This is a genomic window from Streptomyces sp. NBC_01520 (assembly GCF_045040375.1).
Lineage (GTDB): Bacteria > Actinomycetota > Actinomycetes > Streptomycetales > Streptomycetaceae > Streptomyces.
Genome location: NZ_CP109404.1, coordinates 6,300,599 through 6,321,237 on the forward strand (window position 1 = coordinate 6,300,599; position 20,639 = coordinate 6,321,237).

Annotated in this window: 19 protein-coding genes and 1 pseudogene; 15 read left to right on the top strand and 5 right to left on the bottom strand. The window is 72.3% G+C overall.

Annotated features, from left to right (window positions below):
• Nucleotides 1-27 precede the first annotated feature (27 nt).
• The 7 genes from OG524_RS28480 to OG524_RS28510 are packed head-to-tail and all read left to right on the top strand — an operon-like array spanning nucleotide 28 to nucleotide 10,573.
• Nucleotides 28-1,692 carry a nitroreductase family protein gene (locus tag OG524_RS28480; RefSeq protein ID WP_405811899.1) on the top strand — a complete coding sequence of 555 codons (1,665 nt, stop codon included), beginning with the start codon at nucleotides 28-30 and terminating at the stop codon, nucleotides 1,690-1,692.
• A gap of 15 nt (nucleotides 1,693-1,707) precedes the next feature.
• The gene (locus OG524_RS28485; protein WP_405811900.1) at nucleotides 1,708-4,533 is read left to right on the top strand and encodes a lantibiotic dehydratase; all 2,826 of its coding nucleotides are present in this window, start codon (nucleotides 1,708-1,710) and stop codon (nucleotides 4,531-4,533) included.
• Entirely contained in the window at nucleotides 4,521-5,672 is a 1,152-nt protein-coding gene (locus tag OG524_RS28490; protein WP_405387846.1) for a lantibiotic dehydratase C-terminal domain-containing protein, read from the top strand. Before OG524_RS28485 ends, OG524_RS28490 begins: the two co-directional genes overlap by 13 nt.
• Nucleotides 5,669-6,817 (top strand): peptidase M50, encoded by a 1,149-nt coding sequence (locus OG524_RS28495; protein ID WP_405387845.1) that lies wholly within the window; start codon nucleotides 5,669-5,671, stop codon nucleotides 6,815-6,817. The genes OG524_RS28490 and OG524_RS28495 overlap by 4 nt, the downstream gene beginning before the upstream one ends.
• A gap of 44 nt (nucleotides 6,818-6,861) precedes the next feature.
• On the top strand, nucleotides 6,862-7,854 hold the full coding sequence (locus tag OG524_RS28500; protein ID WP_405387844.1) for an ABC transporter ATP-binding protein: 993 nt from the start codon (nucleotides 6,862-6,864) through the stop codon (nucleotides 7,852-7,854).
• Nucleotides 7,851-8,606, top strand: a complete 756-nt coding sequence (locus OG524_RS28505) for an ABC transporter permease (protein WP_405387843.1) — start codon at nucleotides 7,851-7,853, stop codon at nucleotides 8,604-8,606. The genes OG524_RS28500 and OG524_RS28505 overlap by 4 nt, the downstream gene beginning before the upstream one ends.
• On the top strand, nucleotides 8,603-10,573 hold the full coding sequence (locus OG524_RS28510) for a TOMM precursor leader peptide-binding protein (RefSeq protein ID WP_405387842.1): 1,971 nt from the start codon (nucleotides 8,603-8,605) through the stop codon (nucleotides 10,571-10,573). The genes OG524_RS28505 and OG524_RS28510 overlap by 4 nt, the downstream gene beginning before the upstream one ends.
• A gap of 70 nt (nucleotides 10,574-10,643) precedes the next feature.
• Here the strand turns inward: OG524_RS28510 and OG524_RS28515 are convergent, their stop codons facing one another.
• Nucleotides 10,644-10,814, bottom strand: a complete 171-nt coding sequence (locus OG524_RS28515; protein WP_030757923.1) for a thiazolylpeptide-type bacteriocin — start codon at nucleotides 10,812-10,814, stop codon at nucleotides 10,644-10,646.
• 165 nt (nucleotides 10,815-10,979) lie between these two features.
• Here OG524_RS28515 and OG524_RS28520 point away from each other — a divergent pair, with 165 nt between their 5' ends.
• Nucleotides 10,980-12,239, top strand: a complete 1,260-nt coding sequence (locus tag OG524_RS28520) for an amidohydrolase (protein WP_405387841.1) — start codon at nucleotides 10,980-10,982, stop codon at nucleotides 12,237-12,239.
• 136 nt (nucleotides 12,240-12,375) lie between these two features.
• Here the strand turns inward: OG524_RS28520 and OG524_RS28525 are convergent, their stop codons facing one another.
• Entirely contained in the window at nucleotides 12,376-12,558 is a 183-nt protein-coding gene (locus OG524_RS28525) for a hypothetical protein (RefSeq protein WP_405387840.1), read from the bottom strand.
• A gap of 141 nt (nucleotides 12,559-12,699) precedes the next feature.
• Between OG524_RS28525 and OG524_RS28530 the strand changes: the two genes are divergently transcribed.
• Complete coding sequence (locus OG524_RS28530) at nucleotides 12,700-13,872, top strand: aminotransferase class V-fold PLP-dependent enzyme (RefSeq protein ID WP_405387839.1); 1,173 nt, start codon at nucleotides 12,700-12,702, stop codon at nucleotides 13,870-13,872.
• Nucleotides 13,873-13,883: 11 nt separating this feature from the next.
• Here OG524_RS28530 and OG524_RS28535 read toward each other — a convergent pair whose 3' ends face one another.
• The gene (locus OG524_RS28535) at nucleotides 13,884-14,486 is read right to left on the bottom strand and encodes a hypothetical protein (protein ID WP_405387838.1); all 603 of its coding nucleotides are present in this window, start codon (nucleotides 14,484-14,486) and stop codon (nucleotides 13,884-13,886) included.
• Between the two features lie 205 nt (nucleotides 14,487-14,691).
• Between OG524_RS28535 and OG524_RS28540 the strand changes: the two genes are divergently transcribed.
• The 4 genes from OG524_RS28540 (at nucleotide 14,692) to OG524_RS28555 (ending at nucleotide 17,893) form a co-directional block, all read left to right on the top strand.
• On the top strand, nucleotides 14,692-15,954 hold the full coding sequence (locus tag OG524_RS28540) for a DUF6357 family protein (protein ID WP_405811901.1): 1,263 nt from the start codon (nucleotides 14,692-14,694) through the stop codon (nucleotides 15,952-15,954).
• Between the two features lie 53 nt (nucleotides 15,955-16,007).
• On the top strand, nucleotides 16,008-16,319 hold the full coding sequence (locus OG524_RS28545; protein ID WP_405387836.1) for an NIPSNAP family protein: 312 nt from the start codon (nucleotides 16,008-16,010) through the stop codon (nucleotides 16,317-16,319).
• Nucleotides 16,320-16,346: 27 nt separating this feature from the next.
• Nucleotides 16,347-16,961 (top strand): hypothetical protein, encoded by a 615-nt coding sequence (locus OG524_RS28550; RefSeq protein ID WP_405811902.1) that lies wholly within the window; start codon nucleotides 16,347-16,349, stop codon nucleotides 16,959-16,961.
• Nucleotides 16,962-17,236: 275 nt separating this feature from the next.
• Nucleotides 17,237-17,893, top strand: coding sequence for a hypothetical protein (locus OG524_RS28555; RefSeq protein WP_405387833.1), 657 nt, complete (start codon nucleotides 17,237-17,239; stop codon nucleotides 17,891-17,893).
• 279 nt (nucleotides 17,894-18,172) lie between these two features.
• Here OG524_RS28555 and OG524_RS28560 read toward each other — a convergent pair whose 3' ends face one another.
• A complete protein-coding gene (locus OG524_RS28560) occupies nucleotides 18,173-18,361 on the bottom strand; it encodes a DUF397 domain-containing protein (RefSeq protein WP_405811903.1) in 189 nt (62 codons plus the stop codon).
• Nucleotides 18,358-19,221, bottom strand: a complete 864-nt coding sequence (locus OG524_RS28565) for a Scr1 family TA system antitoxin-like transcriptional regulator (RefSeq protein ID WP_405811904.1) — start codon at nucleotides 19,219-19,221, stop codon at nucleotides 18,358-18,360. The genes OG524_RS28560 and OG524_RS28565 overlap by 4 nt, the downstream gene beginning before the upstream one ends.
• A 127-nt stretch (nucleotides 19,222-19,348) precedes the next feature.
• Here OG524_RS28565 and OG524_RS28570 point away from each other — a divergent pair.
• Nucleotides 19,349-19,957 (top strand): annotated as a pseudogene (locus OG524_RS28570) (TipAS antibiotic-recognition domain-containing protein); the annotation flags it as partial.
• A gap of 223 nt (nucleotides 19,958-20,180) precedes the next feature.
• Nucleotides 20,181-20,639 (top strand): ATP-binding protein, encoded by a 459-nt coding sequence (locus OG524_RS28575; RefSeq protein ID WP_405811905.1) that lies wholly within the window; start codon nucleotides 20,181-20,183, stop codon nucleotides 20,637-20,639.

Genomic DNA, 20,639 nt, shown 5'->3' on the forward strand with positions numbered 1-20,639 from the left:
GACCGCCCATCCGAAAGGGGAGACCCCATGGGGTACGCCCACGAGTACGCGAACGCCGTCATGCACCGCGGCCGGATCCCGATGGAGCCCGCCGACTTCGTCCCCGACTGGGCCGACGGCCCCCGCAAGGGCAAGTTCTACCCGGGAGCCGAGACCTACCCCCTGCCCGACGGCGACGACCTCGCTGACGCCCCGGCGGCCCGCGGCCTGCTCCCGGCGGCCCGGGACGACGCGGATCCCGGTGACCGCGCGGCCGGATTCACCCTGCCCCTGCTGTCCGCGATGCTCAAGGACTCCTACGGTCTGACCGGCCGCCGGCTGGGCGTCCAGGCCAACAGCGACCTGTCCGGCCTGCCGTTCTACACCCACGCCAACTGGTCCCGGGGCACGGCCGGCGGCGGCGGGCTCTACCCGGTCAGCGTCTACTGGGTCTCCGGCCCGTCCGGACCGCTGACCCCGGGCATCCACTACTACGACGTCCACCGGCACGCCGTACAGCGGCTGCTGGCCGGTGACGTGTCCGGCCAGGTGCGGGAGGCGCTGGGAGCGGACGCGCCCGCCGGGGCGCTGGACACCGACCAGTACCTGGTCCTGGGCGTCAAGTACTGGCAGAACGCGTTCAAGTACAACAGCTTCTCGTACCACGTGGTCTCCACCGACCTCGGAACCGTCGTCCAGACCTGGCGGATCTGGGCCCGTGCCCGTGGTCTGCGGACGGCACCGGTGCTGTGGTTCGACGAGCCCCGGCTGAACGGGCTGCTCGGCGTGGCGGGCGAGGAGGAGGGCATCTTCGCCGTCGTCCCGCTGCACTGGGACGGGCCCGCGCGCGAGACACCCCGGGCCGCCGCATCCGAGCCCGGGTCCCGTCCTGCCGCCGCCGCACCGGGACCCGGCCCCGCGCACCGGCCGGCCGTCCGGCACCGGGACGTCGAGCGTTCCCGCACCGTGCTGGAGTTCCCGACCGTGCTCGACATGCACACCGCGACCGTGGCACGCGCGGCGGACCGCCCCGCCCCCGGCGCCCTCGCCGCAGCCGCGGCCCTCCCCGCACCCGCCGGGGGGACCCGCGCCGCACTGCCCGCCCCCGCCTTCCCGGAGATGCCGGTACGCCGGGCGCTGCGCGGGCGGCGCAGCAGCTTCGGCCGCTTCGACGCGGCCCGCCCGGTCACCCCCGCACAGCTCTCGGCCGTCCTGGCGGCCTGCGCGGCGACGTCGCTGGGCGGCGACGCCGACCCGGCGGACGCCGTACGGCTGGCCACGCTCTACGCCTTCGTCAACCACGTCGAGGGCATCGAGCCGGGCGCGTACGCCTACGAACCGGACGCGGGGGAGCTGCGGCTCGTCGTGCCGGGCCCGCAGGGGGCGTTCCTCCAGGAGAACTACTTCCTGGCCAACTACAACCTGGAGCAGGCAGGCGTCGTCCTCGTGCCGACCGTCCGCACCACGGCGGTCCTGGACGCGGTGGGTGACCGGGGCTACCGGCTGGCCGTCGGCACCGCGGGCGCCGTCGCGCAGACCTTCTACGTGGCCGCCGCCGCCCTGGAGCTGGGCGCGGGGGTGGCCCTCGGCTTCGACAACATCTCGTTCATCGAGAAACTCGGCCTGGGGGACGGTGACGAGGCCCCCCTGCTGATCATGCCGCTCGGCCACGAACGCCCCCGGCCCGCCGACTTCCACCACGAGATCGCCTGACCGGGGAGACTTCCGATGACACTCACGACGTCCGGCACACCGACCGCGTCCGGCACACCGATCCCGTCCGCCCCCGACGCACCCCACGACCCCCCGCCCGCCACGGGCTGGGAGCCGGGCCGCCGCTTCGTGCTCCGGGCGGCAGGCCTGCCCGTGGAGAGCGTGCACGGGCTGCGCTGCGTCCGTACCCGCCGCTGGGCCGACGAGGTCCTGGACGGGGAGGAACGCCTGCGCGCGGGCGGCGCCGCCCTCAGCGATCTGCTGCACGACCTGCTCAAGGCCGCCGACGCCGTCGGGCCGGACGCCCGCCGCGCCCTGCTGGCGCTGCGCCGCCAGGTGTTCAACAACCGGTCGCCCGCCGCCCCCGACGCCGCCGTACGCCTGGTGGCGGGCCTCGACGAGGAGGCCGGTGCCCGCACCGCCGCATGGCTGCGCGACCGCGCCGGGCTCACCGAACTCCGCGACCGGGGCGCCGAACTGCTCGCCGCCGAGCTGCGCACCGCCCGGGGCGAACTGCGCACCCTCCTGGCCGGGGAACGCCTCAGGCTCGGCCTGCTGCTGGCCTCGCCGACGCTCGACAGCCGGCTCGACGCCTATCTGCGCGACACCGGCGCCGAGCCGGGCAAACGGATGCGGAAGATCGAACGGTCCGCACTCGCCTACCTTTACCGGACGGCCTGCAAGACCAGCCCGTTCAGCACCTTCACAGCCGTGGCCCTGGGCACCTTCGACGGCGACCCGGCGGACGGCCGGGCCGCCCTGAGCACCGGCGAGGACTGGACGAGCCATGTGCGGCTCAACGTCGTCGCCCTCGGCCGGCTGGCCGACCTGGTCCTCGCGGACCCCGTGCTCCGCCAGGACCTGCCCGTCGTGCTGTCCCCCGGCTGGGGCCGCGACGAGGACCGCATCCGCTACGTACGGCAGTGGGTCACGGCGGGCGACGACAGTGCCGCCGTGACCTTCGACTCGGTACGCGACCGGCTCTTCTACCTCCGCAGCAGCGGCACCCTGGAGCGCCTGCTCGGCCTCTTCGACGGCCGCACGGACCTACGCCACCGTGACCTCGTCGACTGGCTGCACGCCGAGCACGGCGCCGAACGCACCGAGTGCGAACGCTACGCCGCGGCCCTGCTGCAGCTCGGCATGGTGCAGGTGCCCTGCCTGCGCACCGACGTGCACACCCCGGACCCGCTGGGTTCCTTCCAGGAGGCCCTGCGCACCCTGGACGCCCCCTGGGCCGACCGGGTGGCCCGCGGCCTGGACGGCCCGGCCGCCTGCCTGGCGGCGTACCCGGCCGCCGGGGCCGGCGAACGACGGACCCTGCTGCGCACCCTGCGCGAACAACTCCTGGACATCCAGCGGGAGCTGGGCGCGCCGGAGCCCGCTCTCCCGCAGACCCTGCTGTACGAGGACGTCAGCGCCGGGGACGGCCTGGTCTGCGGGCCCGGCGTGCTGACCGGTGCGACGGGGCGGGCCCTGCGGTCGGTCGAGGGGGTGCTGCCGATGTTCGACATGACGCTGCCCCAGCGCATCACCCTGCGGGGCTTCTTCGTCGCCCGGTACGGGCGCGGCGGCCGGTGCGACGACCTGCTCGGCCTCGTCCACGACTTCCACGAGGACCTCTTCGACCAGTACATCTCCTTCACCTCCAAGCGCAGCACGTTCGACGAGGACGGCACCTACGTGCCCGAGGAGAACTGGCTCGGCCAGCCCGCGCTCAGGACGCTCGACGACGCCCGTCGCCGGTTCGTCGCCGGCATGCGCGAGCTGTGGGAGGAGGCGGACGGATCGGGGGAGATCAGCCTGCCCGAGGAACTGCTCACCACGGTCGCCGATGAACTCGCGCCGCTCACCGCGGACTTCACCCCGCAGAGCCACCACCTCCAGCTGGCCCGCCCCGCCCCGGGCCGCAGCGGTGAGTCCCTGGTCGTCCTCAACCGCTCGTACGGGGGAGTGGCGTTCCCCTTCAGCCGCTTCACCCATGTGTACGACGGCCACGGCGGCAGGGAGGGCGCCGACGGTCCCGGACTGTCCGGCCGGCTCCGCGCGGAGCTCCGCGACCGGCAGCCCCGGGGGGCGGTGTTCGCCGAGCTGACCGGCGGACCGGTCACCAGCAACCTCAACCTGCACGGCCGTCTGACGGACCACCAGATCGTCTGTCCCGGCGAGACGGCCACCGTTCCCGAGGACGGCCGGATCCACCTCGACGACCTGTATCTGGAGCACGACGAGAAGGCCGACCGTCTCGTCCTGCGCTCGCGCAGGCTGGAGTGCGAGGTCGTCCCCGTCTATCTCGGCTACCTCGTGCCCGTGGCACTGCCCGAGATCCCCCGCACCCTCCTGCTCCTCTCGCCGAGCACCATGGCCCCCTCGAACGTCTGGGGCGGCGTACCCGAGAGCGAACCCGTGGACGGTGTGACGCGCCGTCCACGGGTGCGCCACGGCGATGTCGTGATCAGCCGGCGCAGCTGGACGGCGGAGGCGTCGGCGCTCCCCGTCCGCCGCCCCGGGACGGGCGAGGAGGAGTGGTACCTGGACTGGCAGCGCTGGCGGCGCACCCACCGGCTGCCCGAGCAGGTCTTCGCCACCCTGACCCGGGACGGCCGCGCTGCCCTCGGTGCCAAACCGGCCTACGTGGACTTCGGCAGCCACCTCTCCCTCACGGCGTTCGACGCCCTGGTGGAGCGCGGGCCCGGCATCCGGGTCGTCCTCCGCGAGATGCTCCCCGCCGAGGACGAGCTGCACCTGACCTCGGCGCGGGGCAGCCATGTGGCCGAACTGGCCGTAGAGACCTTCACTTTCCGCTCCAGCACCGAGGACGGCCCGACATGCCCGAACTGACCTCGCCCCGCCCCGCCCGCCCGGTCCCCGGCCCGGCGGACGGGGAATGGATCGCCCTGCACGTCTTCTACGCCGCCAGCCCCCGGCCGATGCTGGTCGACTGCGTCCGCCCGCTGGTGGACCGGCTCACGGAGGAAGGCCTGCTGGCCGGGCACTTCTTCATCAACTACTGGCTGGAGGGTCCGCACGTCCGGCTCCGGCTGCGCCCGGCGAGCGCCGCCGCCGCACCCGAGGTGCGCCGCAGGGCCGAGGAGGCGCTCGGCACGTTCCTCCGTACCCGCCCCGCGCTGTACGAGGTGGACTCGGGCTTCCTCAAGGACTTCTACAACGCCCTGTTCGACATCGAGTTCCCCGGCGAGGACCGGGGCCGGTACATGGGCGAGGACGGCCGGATGAACCTGCGGCCGAACAACTCCTTCTCGTACGAGGCCTACGCCCCCGAGTACGCCAAGTACGGCGGGCCCGCCGGGGTCGAGCTCGCCGAATGGCACTTCCGGCACTCCAGCGACCTGGTCATGGACGCCTTCCGCACCATGAACCTGCACCTGCGCACCGTGCTGCTGGGCACCTCCGCGCAGCTGATGATGGTGATGGCGAGCTGCTTCCTGCCGGAGAAGGACCGCCTCGCCGACTACCTCGACGGCTACTACGAGTTCTGGCACCGGGCCTTCCCCGGGACCGGGTTCATCGGCTCGAAGGAGTACGAGCGCAACTACGCCGCGACGGCACCCTCGCTGGGCCGCCGGTTCACCGAGATCCACGCCGCCGTCTCCGCGGGCGAGCTGCGGCGGCTGCCCGCGTTCCTGCGGGGCTGGGCCGCCCACTGCCTGGAGCTGCGCGCACGCGTCGTGGACCTGGCCACCCGCGGCGAGCTCGCCTTCCCGGCCTGGGACGGGCCCGCCCGCGAGGACACCGGCCAGGAGCGCCCCGCGCAGACGGAGGCCGCCCCGCCGGAGACGCTGACCCATGTGCCCGCGGTCCTGCCCCGGCTGCTCTCCCCGTACATGCACATGACCAACAACCGGCTGCATGTGACGATCCGCGACGAGGCCTATCTGTCCTTCGTCCTCGGCCAGGTGCTGCGGGACCAGGACGCCGCCGGGGCCGGGGGCGTGACCGGCGCCGGGGCGCACGCATGACCGCCGCCCCCGGCCCGCCCGCCGCACGGGAACACGCCGAGGCACACGCGGCGGCCCGTGCCTATCGGCCGACGCTGCGTGAGGGGGTGCTGCTGAGCCCCGCCCTGCTGCGCGGCCCCCGCACCGTGCACCTGATCAAGCACCCCGGCAGCGGTGCCGCGTTCGAGGTGGGCGTCAAGGAGCACTTCGTCATCGCCCGGCTCGACGGGACACGGAACCTCGACGACATCGGCCCCGCGTACGCCACCCGCTTCGGCCGCCGTCTCGCCGAGGACAACTGGAACCGGCTGCTCGGGCTCCTCGGCGCGCGCGGTCTGCTGTCCGGCGCCCCCGACCCGCCACCCGCCCCGCCGGCCCCGCCCCGCACCGGCACCCTCTGGCACGGCACCCGGCGGATGGTCGCGGACGCCGACGCGACGACCGCCCGGCTGCACCGGATCCTGCGGCCCCTGCTCCACCCCGCCGTGCAACTGCCGCTGCTGGCCGCCGTCCTGGCCATGCTGGTGGTGCTCGGCCTGAACGCCGGGGAACTCCTCGACGGAACCGCCGAGTTGATCCGCAATCCGCTCGCCCTCGCCGTGGTGGCCCTGCTGCTGTGGTTCAGCATCACCCTCCACGAGCTCGCCCACGGTGTCGCCGCCCAGCACTACGGCGGCCACGTCGCCGAGATCGGACTGCGCTGGCGGCTCCCCGCCGCGATGCTCTACTGCACGGTCGACAACTACCTCTTCCTGCCCGGCCGGCGCGCCAAACAGGTGATCGCCGGCGCGGGCGCCTACATCAACCTGTTGCTCCTGCTGCCCTTCGCCCTGTGGTGGCTCCTCCTCCCGCAGGACGACCCCACCCGTCCCCTGCTGGCCGGTCTGCTGCTGCTCGGCAGCGTCCAGGGCCTCAGCAACCTCGTCCCCCTCCCGCCGCTGGACGGCTACCGGATGCTCGGCCACGCCCTGGGCGTCGCCCACCTCGCCCCCGAGACCCGCGCATACCTGACGCTGCGCCGGGGCAAGGGCGGGGCGGAGGCCACGGCCGCGTACCCCCGGCGGGCCCGCCGCCTCTACACGGCGTACGGGATCGGATCGGCGGCCCTGATCCTCCTCGCCGCGGCCGGCACCTGTACGGCGGCCCTCCTGCTGCTCCTCCGATGACCCGACCGCGCCCCACCGACCGACCCGAAGGACCCACGCACCACATGAGTGAGGTACAGGCCATGCGAGCCACACCCCCCGAAGGCACCACCCCGTCCCCGGCCGTAGAAGTGGTGGGGGTGTCCAAGCGGTACGGAGACCGGCAGGCCGTCGACGACGTGACCCTGGAGATCCGCCGCGGGGAGTTCTTCGGCCTCCTCGGCCCCAACGGCGCGGGCAAGTCCACCCTGGTGGAGATCATGGAAGGGCTGCGCCGGGCCGACTCGGGAACGGTCGCCCTCTTCGGCGAGTCCCCCTGGCCGCGCAACACCGCGCTGCTGCCCCGCCTCGGCGTGCAGACACAGTCCTCGGCGTTCTTCGTACGGCAGACCGCGCACGAACACCTGCGCACGGTCGCCGCTCTCTACGGGGCCTCCCGGGCCGCCGTCGACGCCACCCTGGACTCCGTGGGGCTGACCGAACACCGCGACATACAGGTGGAGAGCCTCTCCGGCGGCCAGCGCCAGCGCCTGGCCATCGCCTCCGCGCTCGTCCACGGCCCCGAACTGATCTTCCTGGACGAGCCGACCGCCGCCCTCGACCCCCAGGCCCGCCGCGCCCTGTGGGAGGTGCTGCGCGGACTCAAGGCCGAGGGCCGCACCATCGTCTACACCACGCACCACCTCGACGAGGCGGAAGCGCTGTGCGACCGCATCGCCATCCTCGTGGACGGCTCGATCGCCGTGACGGACTCCCCGCACAACCTCGTCGACGCCTCCGAGGCCCCCAGCCGGCTGATGCTGCCGCTGGGCAGGCTCGACGAGCAGCAGGCGGCGGCGATCCCCGGCGTCGACCGCGTCACCGTCCAGGGCGGCTCCCTCGTCCTGGAGACACGGACGTCCGGACGGGTGCTCACCGCCGTCGACCGCCTCACCGGACTGGACGGCGTACAGACCCGTACCGCCAGCCTGGAGGACGTCTACCTCGACCTCACCGCCCGGCTCACCGCCCGGCAGACCACCGGCCGGAACGCCGAGACGACGGAGCAGCAGGCATGAGCACGTACACCGCACTGACCGCGGCGGGCTACCGCGCCCAGGTCCGCGACCGCACGACCCTCTTCTTCACCTTCGCCTTCCCGCTCCTCTTCCTCGTCGTCTTCGGCCTGATCTTCCGCGGCCAGGACGTCCAGCAGAGCGGCCTGTCCTACATCTCCTACACCGCCGCCGGAGTGCTCTCCTGGGGCGTGGCGAACGCCGCCGTGTTCGGCATCGCGTTCACCCTCATGCAGTGGCGGACCGACGACATCCTGCGGCTGATCCGGATGTCCCCGGCCCCGCTGTCCGCCGTCATCGGCTCCCGCTACGCCCTCGCCCTCGTCGTCGGCCTCGTCCAGTCGCTGCTGTTCGTCGGCGTCGCGATGCTGCCGCTGTTCGGCCTGGAGCCCGCCTCCGGCTGGCCCCTGCTGATCCCGGTGATGATCCTCGGCATCACGACGTTCCTGCTGCTCGGCGTGATCATCGGCTCGTTCGCCAACACCCCCGAGTCCGTCGCGGCCGTCGCGAACTTCCTGATGCTGCCCATGGCCTTCCTGTCCGGATCCTTCTTCCCGATGGACGCCATGCCCTCCTGGCTGCAGAAGGTCTCCCTGATCATGCCGCTGCGCTACCTCAACGACGCCGTGTCCAACGCGCTGACCGGCCGAGGCGACTCCTCCGACATCGCGATCGGCTGCGCGGGCCTCGCCGTCTTCGCCCTGCTCTTCGGCGTCGTCGCGATCCGGACCTTCCGCTGGACGAAGGCCTCATGACCACCGCCACGCGGCCACAGCCGTCCCCGCCGCTGCCGCACCCGATGGACCGGGCGAGGGCCGTACTGCACTTCGCCCTCGACGACCGGCTGGGCCCCGGCACCCTCCAGGTCGTCCCGGTCGGCGCCACCGACGCCGCCGCCACCCTCGGCGACCGGGGCGCCCCGGACCCCTGGGCCGCCGACCGGCCCGGGGCACGCGTCCACCTCACCGCCTCCGCCGTTCTCGTCGGCCCCTGGGGCGGCGACGGCACCGCACCCGCCTGCGGGCGCTGCCTGGCGATGCGCTGGCAGCGGCTGCGCAGCCGCAGCGAACGCGACGCCCTGGAGACCGGCGGCCCCGACGGCCCCCGGCCCGTGGGTGAGTGGCCGCTGCTCACCGACCACACGTACGACGCCGTCGCCGCGCTGTACACGGCGGTACTGGGCACCCCCGACGCCGTACCGCCCGCCGCCGGGCCCGCCGACCGGGCCCTGCCGCAGGTGTCACGCCTCGACCTGAAGACCCTGCGCGTACGGACGTTCCCGCTCCTGGCCGACCCGCTCTGCCCCGACTGCGGGCCGCGCCCCGGCACGGGCGGAGTGACTCCGCAGGCCCTCACCCCCCGGCCCAAACCGCACCCCGACACCTACCGGCTGCGCCCCGCCTCCTCGTACCCCATACCGGAGGAGGCGCTCGCCAACCCGGTGTGCGGGGCCCTCGGCGGCGGCACCTGGACCGACGTGACCTCCCCGACGACCGCCCCGGTCGCGGGCAGTGTCTTCGTACGCGGCTACGCCGGGCTCAACGACGTCACCTGGAGCGGCCAGGAGAACGCCTTCTCCACCAGCCGCACCCTGGCCTTCCTCGAAGGCCTCGAACGCTACGCGGGAACCCACCGGCGCGGCCGGACCACCCCGGTCACCGGCTCCTGGAACGAGCTGAGAGCCGACGCGGTCGACCCCGCCACCTGCGGCTTCTACGACCCCCGCACCTACCGGGACGACCCGCTGGTCGACCCCTTCGACCCCGACCGGCCCATCCCCTGGGAGTGGGGCTGGTCGCTGCGCGACGAACGCCCCGTACTCGTCCCCTCCCGACTCGTCTACTACAGCGCCGGCCTGGCCTCGGACAACTTCGTCTTCGAGTGCTCCAACGGCTGCGCCATCGGCGGCAGCCTGGAGGAGGCGGTGCTGGGCGGACTCCTCGAACTCGTCGAGCGCGACGCCTTCCTCAACGCCTGGTACGGCGCGGCCCGCCTCACCAGGATCGACCTGGACACCGTGGGCGGCCGTACCGCGGCGGCCATGGCGGAACGGGCCGCGCTCCAGGGCTACGACGTCCACGTCCTCGACAACCGCATCGACCTGGCCGTGCCCGTGGTCACCGCCGTGGCCGTCCGCCGCGACGGCGGCCCGGGCATCCTCTCCTTCGCCGCGGCGGCCTCGCTCGACCCGCTCGCCGCCGTCGAGGGCGCACTGTCCGAAGTGCTCACCTACATCCCGCACCTGTCCCGCCAGACCACCGAACGCCGGGACGAACTCGAAGCGATGGCGGACGACTTCGACCGGGTCAGGCACCTGAAGGACCACGCCCAGCTCTACGGCCTGCCGCGGATGGCCGAACACGCCCGCAGCTACCTGGAACCGGTGGCCGTCCGCCCCTTCGACGACGTCTACCGCGACTGGGAGGACAACGGCCGCCCGCGCACCGGAGACCTGCTCGACGACGTCCTCGTGGTCCGCGACGAACTGACCGGGGCAGGCCACGACGTGATCGTCGTCGACCAGACCACCCCCGAACAGGAACGCATGGGGCTGCGCACGGTCAGCACCCTGGTGCCGGGACTCCTGCCGATCGACTTCGGCTGGAACCGGCAGCGGGCCCTGCTGCTGCCACGGCTGCGCACCGCCCTGCGGCGCGGCGGCCACCGCACCACGGATCTGACCGACGCCGAGATCCGCCGGGTCCCGCACCCGTTCCCCTGAGGAACCGCGAACGCCCGGTACCCGTCAGGAGACGGGTACCGGGCGCGAACGGACCGCTGCTGACGCCGGATCAGGCGGAGCAGGAGGTGGTGCTGGTGGTGGAGCTGCACGTCGAGGTCGAGCTGGTGCTGGTGGAACCGGCCAGCACGACCTCGCTGGCGTCCGAGTAGTCGGAGATCTCGAAGGTCTCGGCCTCGAGCTCGAGGATCTCGTCGGCGAGGGTGCTCAGGTCCTTGTTCATGCGGTCTCCTCCGTCGGGGCCGCCGGTCCGACGGCCTGCTGGGGTGTGCGCCACCCATTCCACCGGCCGCCACTGACCGTTCGGCACGCCTCGCGCACGCACATCGCTGGCACGCGACGCCAGCGCCCCGACAGCGCCCCCGAACTCCCCGCCGCAGGAGACCCCATGACGCACGCCACCCGCCCGCCCCACCCCGTCCTGACCAGGGCGGGGGAGGTCCTGCGCCCCGCCCTCACCCTCTACCTGGACGTGCACCGCCACCCGGAGACGTCCGGCCTGGAGAGCCGCACCGCCGCCCTGTTCGCCGAACGGCTCGCCGCCGCCGGCTGCGACGTGACCCGCGACGTGGGGGGCCACGGCGTCGTCGGTGTCCTGCGCAACGGCGAGGGCCCGCGCGTGTATCTGCGCGCGGAGCTCGACGCGCTGCCGATGGACGAGCGCACCGGCCTCGCCTACGCGAGCGCCAACGGTGCCATGCACGCCTGTGGCCACGACCTCCACCTCGCGGCGGCGGCCGGCGCGGTGGACCTCCTCTCCCGTACCGCCGACCGCTGGCGGGGCACCGTCGTGGTCGTCGGCCAGCCCGCCGAGGAGACTCTGACGGGAGCCCGGGCCATGCTGGCGGACGGCCTGTACGAGCGGTTCGGCAGACCGGACGTGGTCCTCGCTCAGCACGCGGCCCCGCTCCCGTCCGGGATGGTCGCGCACGGCACCGGGCACGGGCCGGTGGCCGCCGCGAGCGCCGCCCTGACCGTCGTCCTGCACGGCCGGGGCGGTCACGCCGCCACCCCGCACCTGACCGTCGACCCCGTGGTGACGGCTGCGGCGGTCGTCACCCGGCTCCAGACCGTGGTCGCCCGCGAGACCGCACCCGGTGACCGGCTCACCCTCACCGTCGGCACCCTGCACGCCGGCACCGCGGTCAACGTGGTGCCGGACACGGCCGAGCTGGGCATCGGCCTCCGCGCGACGGACGAGGAGACCCTCGACCGTGCCCTCGCCGCGGTGGAGCGGATCGTACGGGCCGAGTGCACCGCCTCCGCCTGCCCCAGGGACCCGGAGGTGACGGTGCTCTCCCGCTCGCCCGCCCTGTGGTGCGACCCCGACGCGACCCGGGCGGTCCGTGCCGCCCACACCAGCTCGTACGGACCGGAACGGGTCGGTCAGTGGCCCCCGTCGATGGCGGCGGAGGACTTCCCGCTCTTCGGCGACGCGGGCCTGGAGATCCACGCCGAATCAGGCGTCCCGCTCGTCTACTGGATGATCGGGGTCATGGGTCCCAAGCAGTGGGCCGGGGCCGCGACCGGCCTTCCCCCGAACCACTCGCCGTACTTCGCCCCGGACGTCCGGACCGCGCTCCCGCCCGCGGTCACCGCCCTGACCGCCGCCTCCCTCGACCGGCTGGACGGCCCCTCCGGCCCCTGACGCGGGCCGCCCCGGACCCCTGGTTACGGGTCCGGGGCGGCCCGCGCAACCGGTGGGCCCGGCGCGTCCGGCGCGTCCGGCGCGTCCGGCGCGTCCTGCGCGTCCTGCGCGTCCTGCGCGGACGCGGGTCAGCCGGTCACCGTCCGGCGGCCGGTGGCGTGAACCACCGGTAGTCCGGCACACCCGGCCCCCACGGGCCGGGCCGCCCGCGCGCGTCCCTGGTCACGAACCCGCTCGGCTCGGACGCGGTCACACCGCCGTGCGCGGAGCGCGCCGTGACGAACCACGCGTGCGCCGTGCCGGGCTCGATGCCCTTCACCCGTGAACCATCAGGAAAAGGGTCCCGTCCGGCCTGTGGCGGACCGTGCGGAGGGCGTCGCTCTACTTGATCGCTTTACTTGAGTGGAGAGGTTTGGGAGCGTGGCCGGAGAAGCCGCCCGACAGAGGAGAAGGCACCCGCATGGACATCGAAGCCCTCCGCCGTGACACCCCGGGCACCGCCTTCCGGGTCCATCTCAACAACGCCGGAGCAGGCCTGATGTCCCGGCAGACGCTGCGCGCGATCACCGCGCACCTGGAGCTCGAAGCGGCCGTCGGCGGCTACGAGGCGGCAGCCCAGGAGCAGGAGCGGATCGACGCGACGTACGGGAGCATCGCGGAGCTGATCGGCGGCCGGGCCGACGAGGTGGCGCTGTTCGGCAACTCCACACAGGCCTGGAACGCCGCGTTCCACGCCCTCGAATTCAGCCCCGGCGCCCGCATCCTGACGGGCCGCGCCGAGTACGGCAGCAACGTCCTGGCCTACCTCCAGGCCGCCGGGCGCACCGGCGCCGAGATCATCGTGGTCCCCGACGACGCCTCGGGCCGGCTGGACACCACCGCGCTGGCCGCCCTCATCGACGAACGCACCGCACTCGTCGGCGTCAGCCACGTCCCCACCAGCGGGGGCCTGGTCAACCCGGTCGCCGAGATCGGCCGGATCACCCGGGCCGCCGGGGTGCCCTTCCTCCTGGACGCCACCCAGTCCGTCGGCCAGTTCCCCGTCGACGTACGCGAGATCGGCTGCGACATGCTCACCGCGACCGGCCGCAAATTCCTGCGCGGACCGCGGGGGACCGGCTTCCTGTGGGTCCGCAGCGAGGCGCTGGACCGCCTGGAACCGTTCGTCGTGGAGATCGAGTCCGCGAACTGGGACGGCGGACGCGGTTTCACCTGGAAGCCCGGCGCACGACGGTTCGCCACCTGGGAGATGGCGTACGCCAACGTCCTGGGGCTGGACTCGGCCGTGCGCCAGGCTCTCGATCTCGGCATGGACCGGATCGGCGAGCGCGCCTTCGCACTCGGCGACCTCCTGCGCCGACGGCTGGACGCCCTGCCCGGCGTCACCACGCACGACCAGGGGACGGAGAAGTGCGCCGTCGTGACGGCGAAGGTCGACGGAATCCCGACCGCGGACGTCGCCGCCGCGCTGGCCGCACAGCACATCAACGTCACGACGACCGTCGCCGAACACTCCCAGTTCGACTCCGAGGTCCGCGACGTACACCCGCTGGTACGGCTCTCCCCGCACTACTACAACACCGAGGCGGAGATCGACCGCGCCGTCGAGGTGATCGCCGGCCTCACCCGCTGAGACGCCGAGCCCTAACCGTGCCGGGTGAAGACTTCGCGGACGCGTGACAGATCCGCTTCCTTCGCCTTCGTGTCCTCGTCCCGGATCCCCACGACGGTCTCCGGGGTGAAGTCCTGGCCGAAGTGGTAGAAGCCCAGGCAGTAGTCGAAGCCGGACTCGCCGAAGAGGTCCGCGTCCTCGCGGCGGCAGTACTCCGCCAGGCCGTCGGAGATGTGCCAGCGCGTCCCGTCGTACCAGAAGACACCGCCCGCGTAGTGAATCGTCCGGCCCGTCTCGGGGTCCGTGAGGTTCAGAGACTCGTAGTTCTCGGGACGGTCGCGGACCAGGGCTACGAGGGATTCGGGGACGCCCTCGTACAAGGACTCCTGAAGGGCGAAATCCTGCTCGGCGTACAGATTCAGGTCCGACTCGTGGTCGAACGTCAGCAGCAGCACGCGGCCGTCCTCCGCGAAATACCAGACCGCGGACTGGCCGCCGCAGTCGTTCCAGGCCAGACGCTGTGCGCCGGCCACCCTCACCGGCTCGACCTCGGCGAGCTCCTCCAGGACGGCCGCGCGGCGCCGCACTTCCGGGAGGGGCGTCGCTGCCAGGGCATCCCACATCGCGTTACTCATTCCCGCAGGGTATCCACCGCCTATGACAAGGCCGTCAGCACTACCTCACCGTCCGGGCGTGCTCAGCGACATCGGACGAAGTCGTCCCACACGGTGGGGGAGAAGGGCCGGATCGAGGTTGTTCTGCACCGGAACTCCTGAAGCGGCCGGTCGGACCGGTGCAGGCAGGACTCGCCGGTCCCGTCCGATGGGGAAGACTGAGTCCATGAGAGACGTCGTTTTCACGCGCAGGAGCGACTGGACCCCGAAAGTGATCCGCGACAACGGTGAGCTGAAGCTGATGCTCGGCGCCGGGGCCGACGCCAACCACGACCCTCGCACGTTCACGTTCCCGATCGGGGAAGCCCATCTTGCGGTGATCCGGGAGGACCTGGCCAGACACCTGCTGCTGTGGAGTGCGGTCCTTCCGCTGTGCGACGCCGCCGGAACCCGGGGCCGGCTCGACGAGAACGCCGCCGTCGCGCTCCTGGACCCGGTCCTCCTCTCCGCGCCCGCGGACGTCGACGCGCTCTTCCAGCACATCCGGTGGGACAGGGGCCGGCTCATCGCCCATGGAGCCGACATCGCTCTCCTGGAGCGCGGTCAGTTCTGCGCGGCGATGCGCGCGGCGACAGAGACACCCGACGGGAAACGGGCTCAGGAGCACGACGCGGACCGCCGTCGCGCCCGGCGCGGAGTGGTACTCGGTCCGCTCGACGCCGCGATCCTGATGTACACGGGCCAGTACGTGCACGGCTCGACGATTCCGAGGCGGACGCCAGATGCCGTCGACCCCGTGCTGCTGCCCGAGGTCATGCGGGTGATCGCCGCCGCGGAGCAGGCGTGCGCCGGGATGCGGATCGGCCTCGATCCGCGACGGGGGAAGCGCGCCACGGACAAGGGCGACTGGGATCGGATGGCGAAGACGGTCGACGCGGCCGTGCGCCGAGCACACCCTGAGCTCGTCGACGACGCGGTGCGCACCGTGAGCTTCCTGATGTGCTCGCAGGCCACGGACCGCGCCAGGAGCACGCCCATGGAGGACGACGAGGAGGCTGCCGGCGACCGCGCCGACTTCGGCGAGGGTGCGAGGAAGACGATCCTGTCGTTCACCGACGACAAGGGCGTCGAGAAGAAGTGGCTCCGGGCCAGTCCCCGCACTGCCACCGCGGAGTTCTGGGAGTTCGTCGGCGATCGCTCTGCGGCGGACAACGAAGTGTTCACCATCGAGGACGAGGAGAGGGGCGAAGGGATCCAGCTCCACTTCTACGCGGACTCCGTCGCCCGGATCACGACGGCGCGCGAGGGTGAGGACGGGTCGGACCCGGAGTACCGGGTCGAGTACAGCCTGGTCGACGGGATCGGCGGGTACCGGAACCTGGTGAGCGCCTTCGTCCGCGGCGGCTGCGCCGCACTCGAACAGCACGGCTCCTGGATATCGGATGTCGCCGAGTTCGAGCGCGCGCGCCGGCGGCGCGACGCCGAGTAGTCCCGGCCGCGCCACCAGGAGCCGCCATTTCGGCGATGCCCCATCATGGAGGCGTGATCACCATTCATCTGAAGTACGAGATCGACACCGACAAGCTTGAGGACTTCGAGGAATACGGCCGTCGCTGGGTCGGGCTCGTCAACCGGTTCGGCGGGACGCACCACGGCTACTTCCTGCCGAGTGAGGGCGACAGCGACATCGCGTACGCCCTCTTCTCCTTTCCCAGCCTCGCCGCGTACGAGCAGTACCGCACGGACAGCATGACCGACCCGGAGTGCCAGGATGCCTTCGAACTGGCTCGCAACACCCGCTGCATCAAGCGCTATGAGCGCCGCTTCCTGCGGCCGCTCGACGCCAGGTCCTGAGGGCTGTTCCTCCCATAGGTTCCTCCCATGAGTTCTTCCCTGAGCCTCTGCCTGCTCGATGTGACGGCCACGCGTGCCCTGGTCGGATCCCGTGACGACCAGCTTCTGAAGGTGATCCGCAACCGCTTAGCGGACGACATGGCCGACGACTGTCACAGCCACGAGATGGGGCAGGGCGCCCCCACGGCGGAGGCGGCGCTGCGCGCGGTCATCCACGGCGGGCCCTTCAGCGAGAACCGGCGCCACGCCTTCCAGTACGGCTACGCCTACGAACGGCTGTGCTCGTTCTCCGGCGCGTTCCTGCCCAACGACTGCTTCACACCGCACCGGGGCGACTGGCTGTCGGTCGTCGACCGGGGGCTGGGCGCGCTGGGTATCACCGCCGTGTCCCTGGAGTCCTTCGGCCACGGCGGCCCGCCCGCTCCGCTGCCGTACACCTTCACACCGGGCTGCGGCGAGTGGACGCCCGATCGCATCACCCGGGCCCTGGAACAGCACGAGGCCACCGCACGCAAGGGCGCCGAGCCGGGCCGGACTCCTCCGCAGGAGCCGGGAGTCACGAAGGCCGTCACGCAGTGCCTGGGCTGGATGCGGCGCGCGAAGGCGCTGCCCGGCTTCGGCGTGATCGGCTTCCGATTCTGAACCCACGGTCGGGGCGGCGACCGGAAGCCGGTGCGTACGAGAATGACGCTCACCCGAGGAGTGATCGGTATGACGGCTGAGGGCCGGGCGACGGACGGCGAAGCGCTGGCCGGTGGCATGACAACGCTGGGACCGCATGCAGGAGTGGCTTGCCGCGCACCAAGTGGTGTTCACGACCGCCCTGTTGGACGACCGGCCCCGAGGTTGAAGAACAGGCTGAGGCTGTGTCCGCAAGGGCACCGGGTTGCCCTCTTCCCTCGCGATACGGTGCTGCCATGTCTCGATCAATCGAAACCGGATCAGTCCCGTCTCCCGTCACCGCGGACGACGTCGACCTTGCCGTGCGGCTCGCCGTGGGCATCCTTCGGGACGCACCCCCGGAGGGGTGGGGCGGTAAGGCCGGTTCGCTGGAGTGGGACTGCTGGGAGACCGTCGAGCACCTCGCCGACAACCTGTTCTACTACGCCGCGCAGATGGGGCCGCAGAGCCCGCCGCTGGACACCCATGTGCCTTTCGCGATGAGCCGGACGAGGCCGGACGGACCCGTGAACTTCCTCTACGCGGACCGTGATGCGGGTCCGGCCGGCCTGGTGCAGGTGCTGGAGGCGACCGGCGCGCTGCTGGTCGCCATGGTGCGTACGACGCCGCCCCAGGTCCGCGCCCACCACGCCGCCGGGGTGTCGGACCCCGAAGGCTTCGCAGCGTTGGCGCTGCAGGAGACGCTGGTACACATGCACGATGTGGCGGAAGGCTTCGGGCTTGCCTGGACCCCGCCCTCCGCCCTCTGCTCGCGAGTGCTCGCCCGTCTGTTTCCAGAGGCTCCGGGCGGCGCGGATCCCTGGCTCACCCTGTTGTGGGCCGCCGGCCGCGCCGAACTGCCGGGGCACCCTCGTCTCACCACGTGGCGCTCTGACAGCACACCGCGGGCATAGGAACGGATCGGCCTCAGCCGCGGCCAGGGTCGTCCGCTCCGCTGCCGGTTCAGGAACGCAGCTTGGGCATCAGCGCACGGACGGTCTCCGTCATGGCCGGCCAGGCCGCCGTGATCTGTTGGCCCGTCAGAAGCGTCAGGCTCTGCACCTGGACCTCGCACTCCAGGTTCTGTCCCGGACCATGAGCCGGAGTTGGGACGGGAGCGGACGACGATCAGCAGGTACGAACGGCAGCGCCCCGCGCCGGACGGGTCCGGCACGGGGCGTGTGAGGGTCGTGTCAGCCTTGCGCCGCGTAGGCGACGAATTCGTCCCATGCGGTGGGGGAGAGAGTGAGTTCGGGGCTCAGCCGGTCCTTGGAGTCCCGGACGTGGACGGACTGTGTCCCGTTCGCGACCTCGATGCAGGCATCACCGTCGGAACCGCTGTAGCTGCTCTTGAACCAAGCCCGTTCGTCGATGCTGCTCATAGCGCTCCTCGCAGTTGCTTGAGCAGGCTCCTGGAGTCCTCGGAGGTGAGAGCCCGCGAGCGCAGTTTCGCATACCGCTGGAGGGTGATGCTGACCTCCTTCGGGTCCGAGATCAGCATGCCGCCACGCTGCCCCTCCGCGTAGCAGAACCACTTGTTGTCCTGTGATTCCAGGAGCATCAACGGACCGTCGAACCCAGCATGGTCCGGCTGGTATCGCGGCATGATCTGCAACTCGACGTTGAACTGCACCGACCGCTCCACGAGGCTGTCGAGCAACTCCCGCATCACGTCAGGACCTCCCGTACCGCGCTCAAGAAGCGCCTGTTCGATGATGAAGCCGAACGCGATCGGTGGCCTGCGCTCGAAGAGGTGATGGCGTTCCAGCCGAGCTGTCACTTGCTTGGTCACTTGGGGCTGGTCCTTCACAGGCGGCACGCCAACTGTCACGGCCCGCGCGTACCGTTCGGTCTGGAGCAGCCCGGGAACGACCCGGCACTCGTAGGTCCACAAGGTCACTGCCTGTGTCTCCAGCCGCGCCCACTGCCGGAACCAGCTCGCCAGCCCGGCCTGCCTCGACAGATGCGGCGCCGCCTTCCGTAGCGCACCCGTGTTCCCGAGTGCCGCCTCCGCCCGTTCCACGAAGTCGCAGTCCGGCATCCGGCGGCCCTGCTCGATCGAGGCGACGGTGTGCTTGGGGAAGAGCACCAGGTCGCCGAACTCCTCGCGTGAGAAGCCCGCGTGCTCCCGCAGTGCCTGGACGAACGCGCCGAACGTGCGCAGGCTGTCCGACACCCCCGGCTCGGAGCCGGCCCCCGCGCCCGTTCCCGCAACGCCGTCGTCCGTGTTCTCGTAGGCCACAGCCGGCCACCTTCCACGCGCACCCGCCCCGCCGTACCGCTTCCGACGTTGCCGCACCGACACGCCATGGGCACGAAGTGGCCACCGAGCGTGTGCGCGTGATGTCACAGCGTACGCCTGGTGGGGTCGGCGGATCCTCGTACTGCGGGCGCTGGGCGTCGGACTGCCGGAGATCGGCCGGATCCTGTCCGAGCAGGTCGACGAGGTGGATGCACTGCGGGGCCACCACCGAAAGCTGCTCGTGGAGCGGGACCGGCTCGATGCCCTGGCCGACACCGTCTCCCGCACGATCGCCGAACTGGAGCAGTCCAGGAAGGACGGCACCCCCGTGACCGTCAACCGACCGGAAAATCTCTTCGAGGGCGTCCAGCCCTCCCACTACGAGGAGAACATGTCCGACTTCCCCGAACTCGCCGAGGGAGTTGGGCGCCGTGCCGCCTCGATGAGCCAGGCCGACGCCGGTACCGCGCACCGTGAGCGCACCGCGCAGATGATCCGGCTGGCCGAACTCATGGCCGCGGGCCACCCGGCCGACGACGAACAGGTGCAGGCCGGGATCGACGCCCAGTACCGGGCGCTGACCCAGCTGCGTGGCGTCTCCGGCGAGGAGTACCGGGCCGTCGGGCGCTCCTGCGTGGACAACGACGCCTGGCGCACGGCCTACGAGGCGATCGCCCCGGGTCCGGCCGCGTATCAGCGCGACGCGATCGAGGCGTACGCCACCAGGCTCAACTGAGACACGGCGCAATCGCCGTCCCGGGACCGGCCCGCGATGGCGATTGCGCCGCGCCACGGCGGGCCGGCTGGGGCCACCTCGGCCGGGTGCCGGTGCCGCCCGTTCTCGGGATCCGAGGGACCGACGCGGCGTCACGTACCGGCCGCCCGGACTGCGCGTACGCCGACGTGGCGTACGCGCGTCGCCGCTGGTCAGGGGTGCTGGGCGCCGCCGTCGTGGGCGCATGACTGCGCCGTCCACCCCCGCGACCCGTCAAGAGCCGTTCACCGTACGCGTGTTCACGCAACGGTTCAGCTCCAGTCCGCGTGGCGCACGCCTCGCCCGTCGGCTCGTGCTGCACCAACTCGACGCCCGGGGCGTGCCGCACGGCAGTGAGACGTCCGACACCGCCGCCCTGCTCGTCGCGGAGCTCGCCGCCAACGCCGTCACGCACGGCAGGTTCCCCGGCCGGGACTTCGTGGTCACCGCCGTGATTCACGGCCGGACGCTGCGTATCGCGGTCTCCGACACCCGGGGCGAACTCCGGCCGCCCGCACCGGGCGATCCGTACCCCTCGATGCCGCCGCTCGCGGAGACCGGGCGGGGCCTGCTCCTGGTGGATGCGCTCGCCGACCGGTGGGACGTCCTCGACCGTGTGTCCGTCGGCAAGACGGTCGTCGCGGAGCTGGACCTGCGGCGCTGA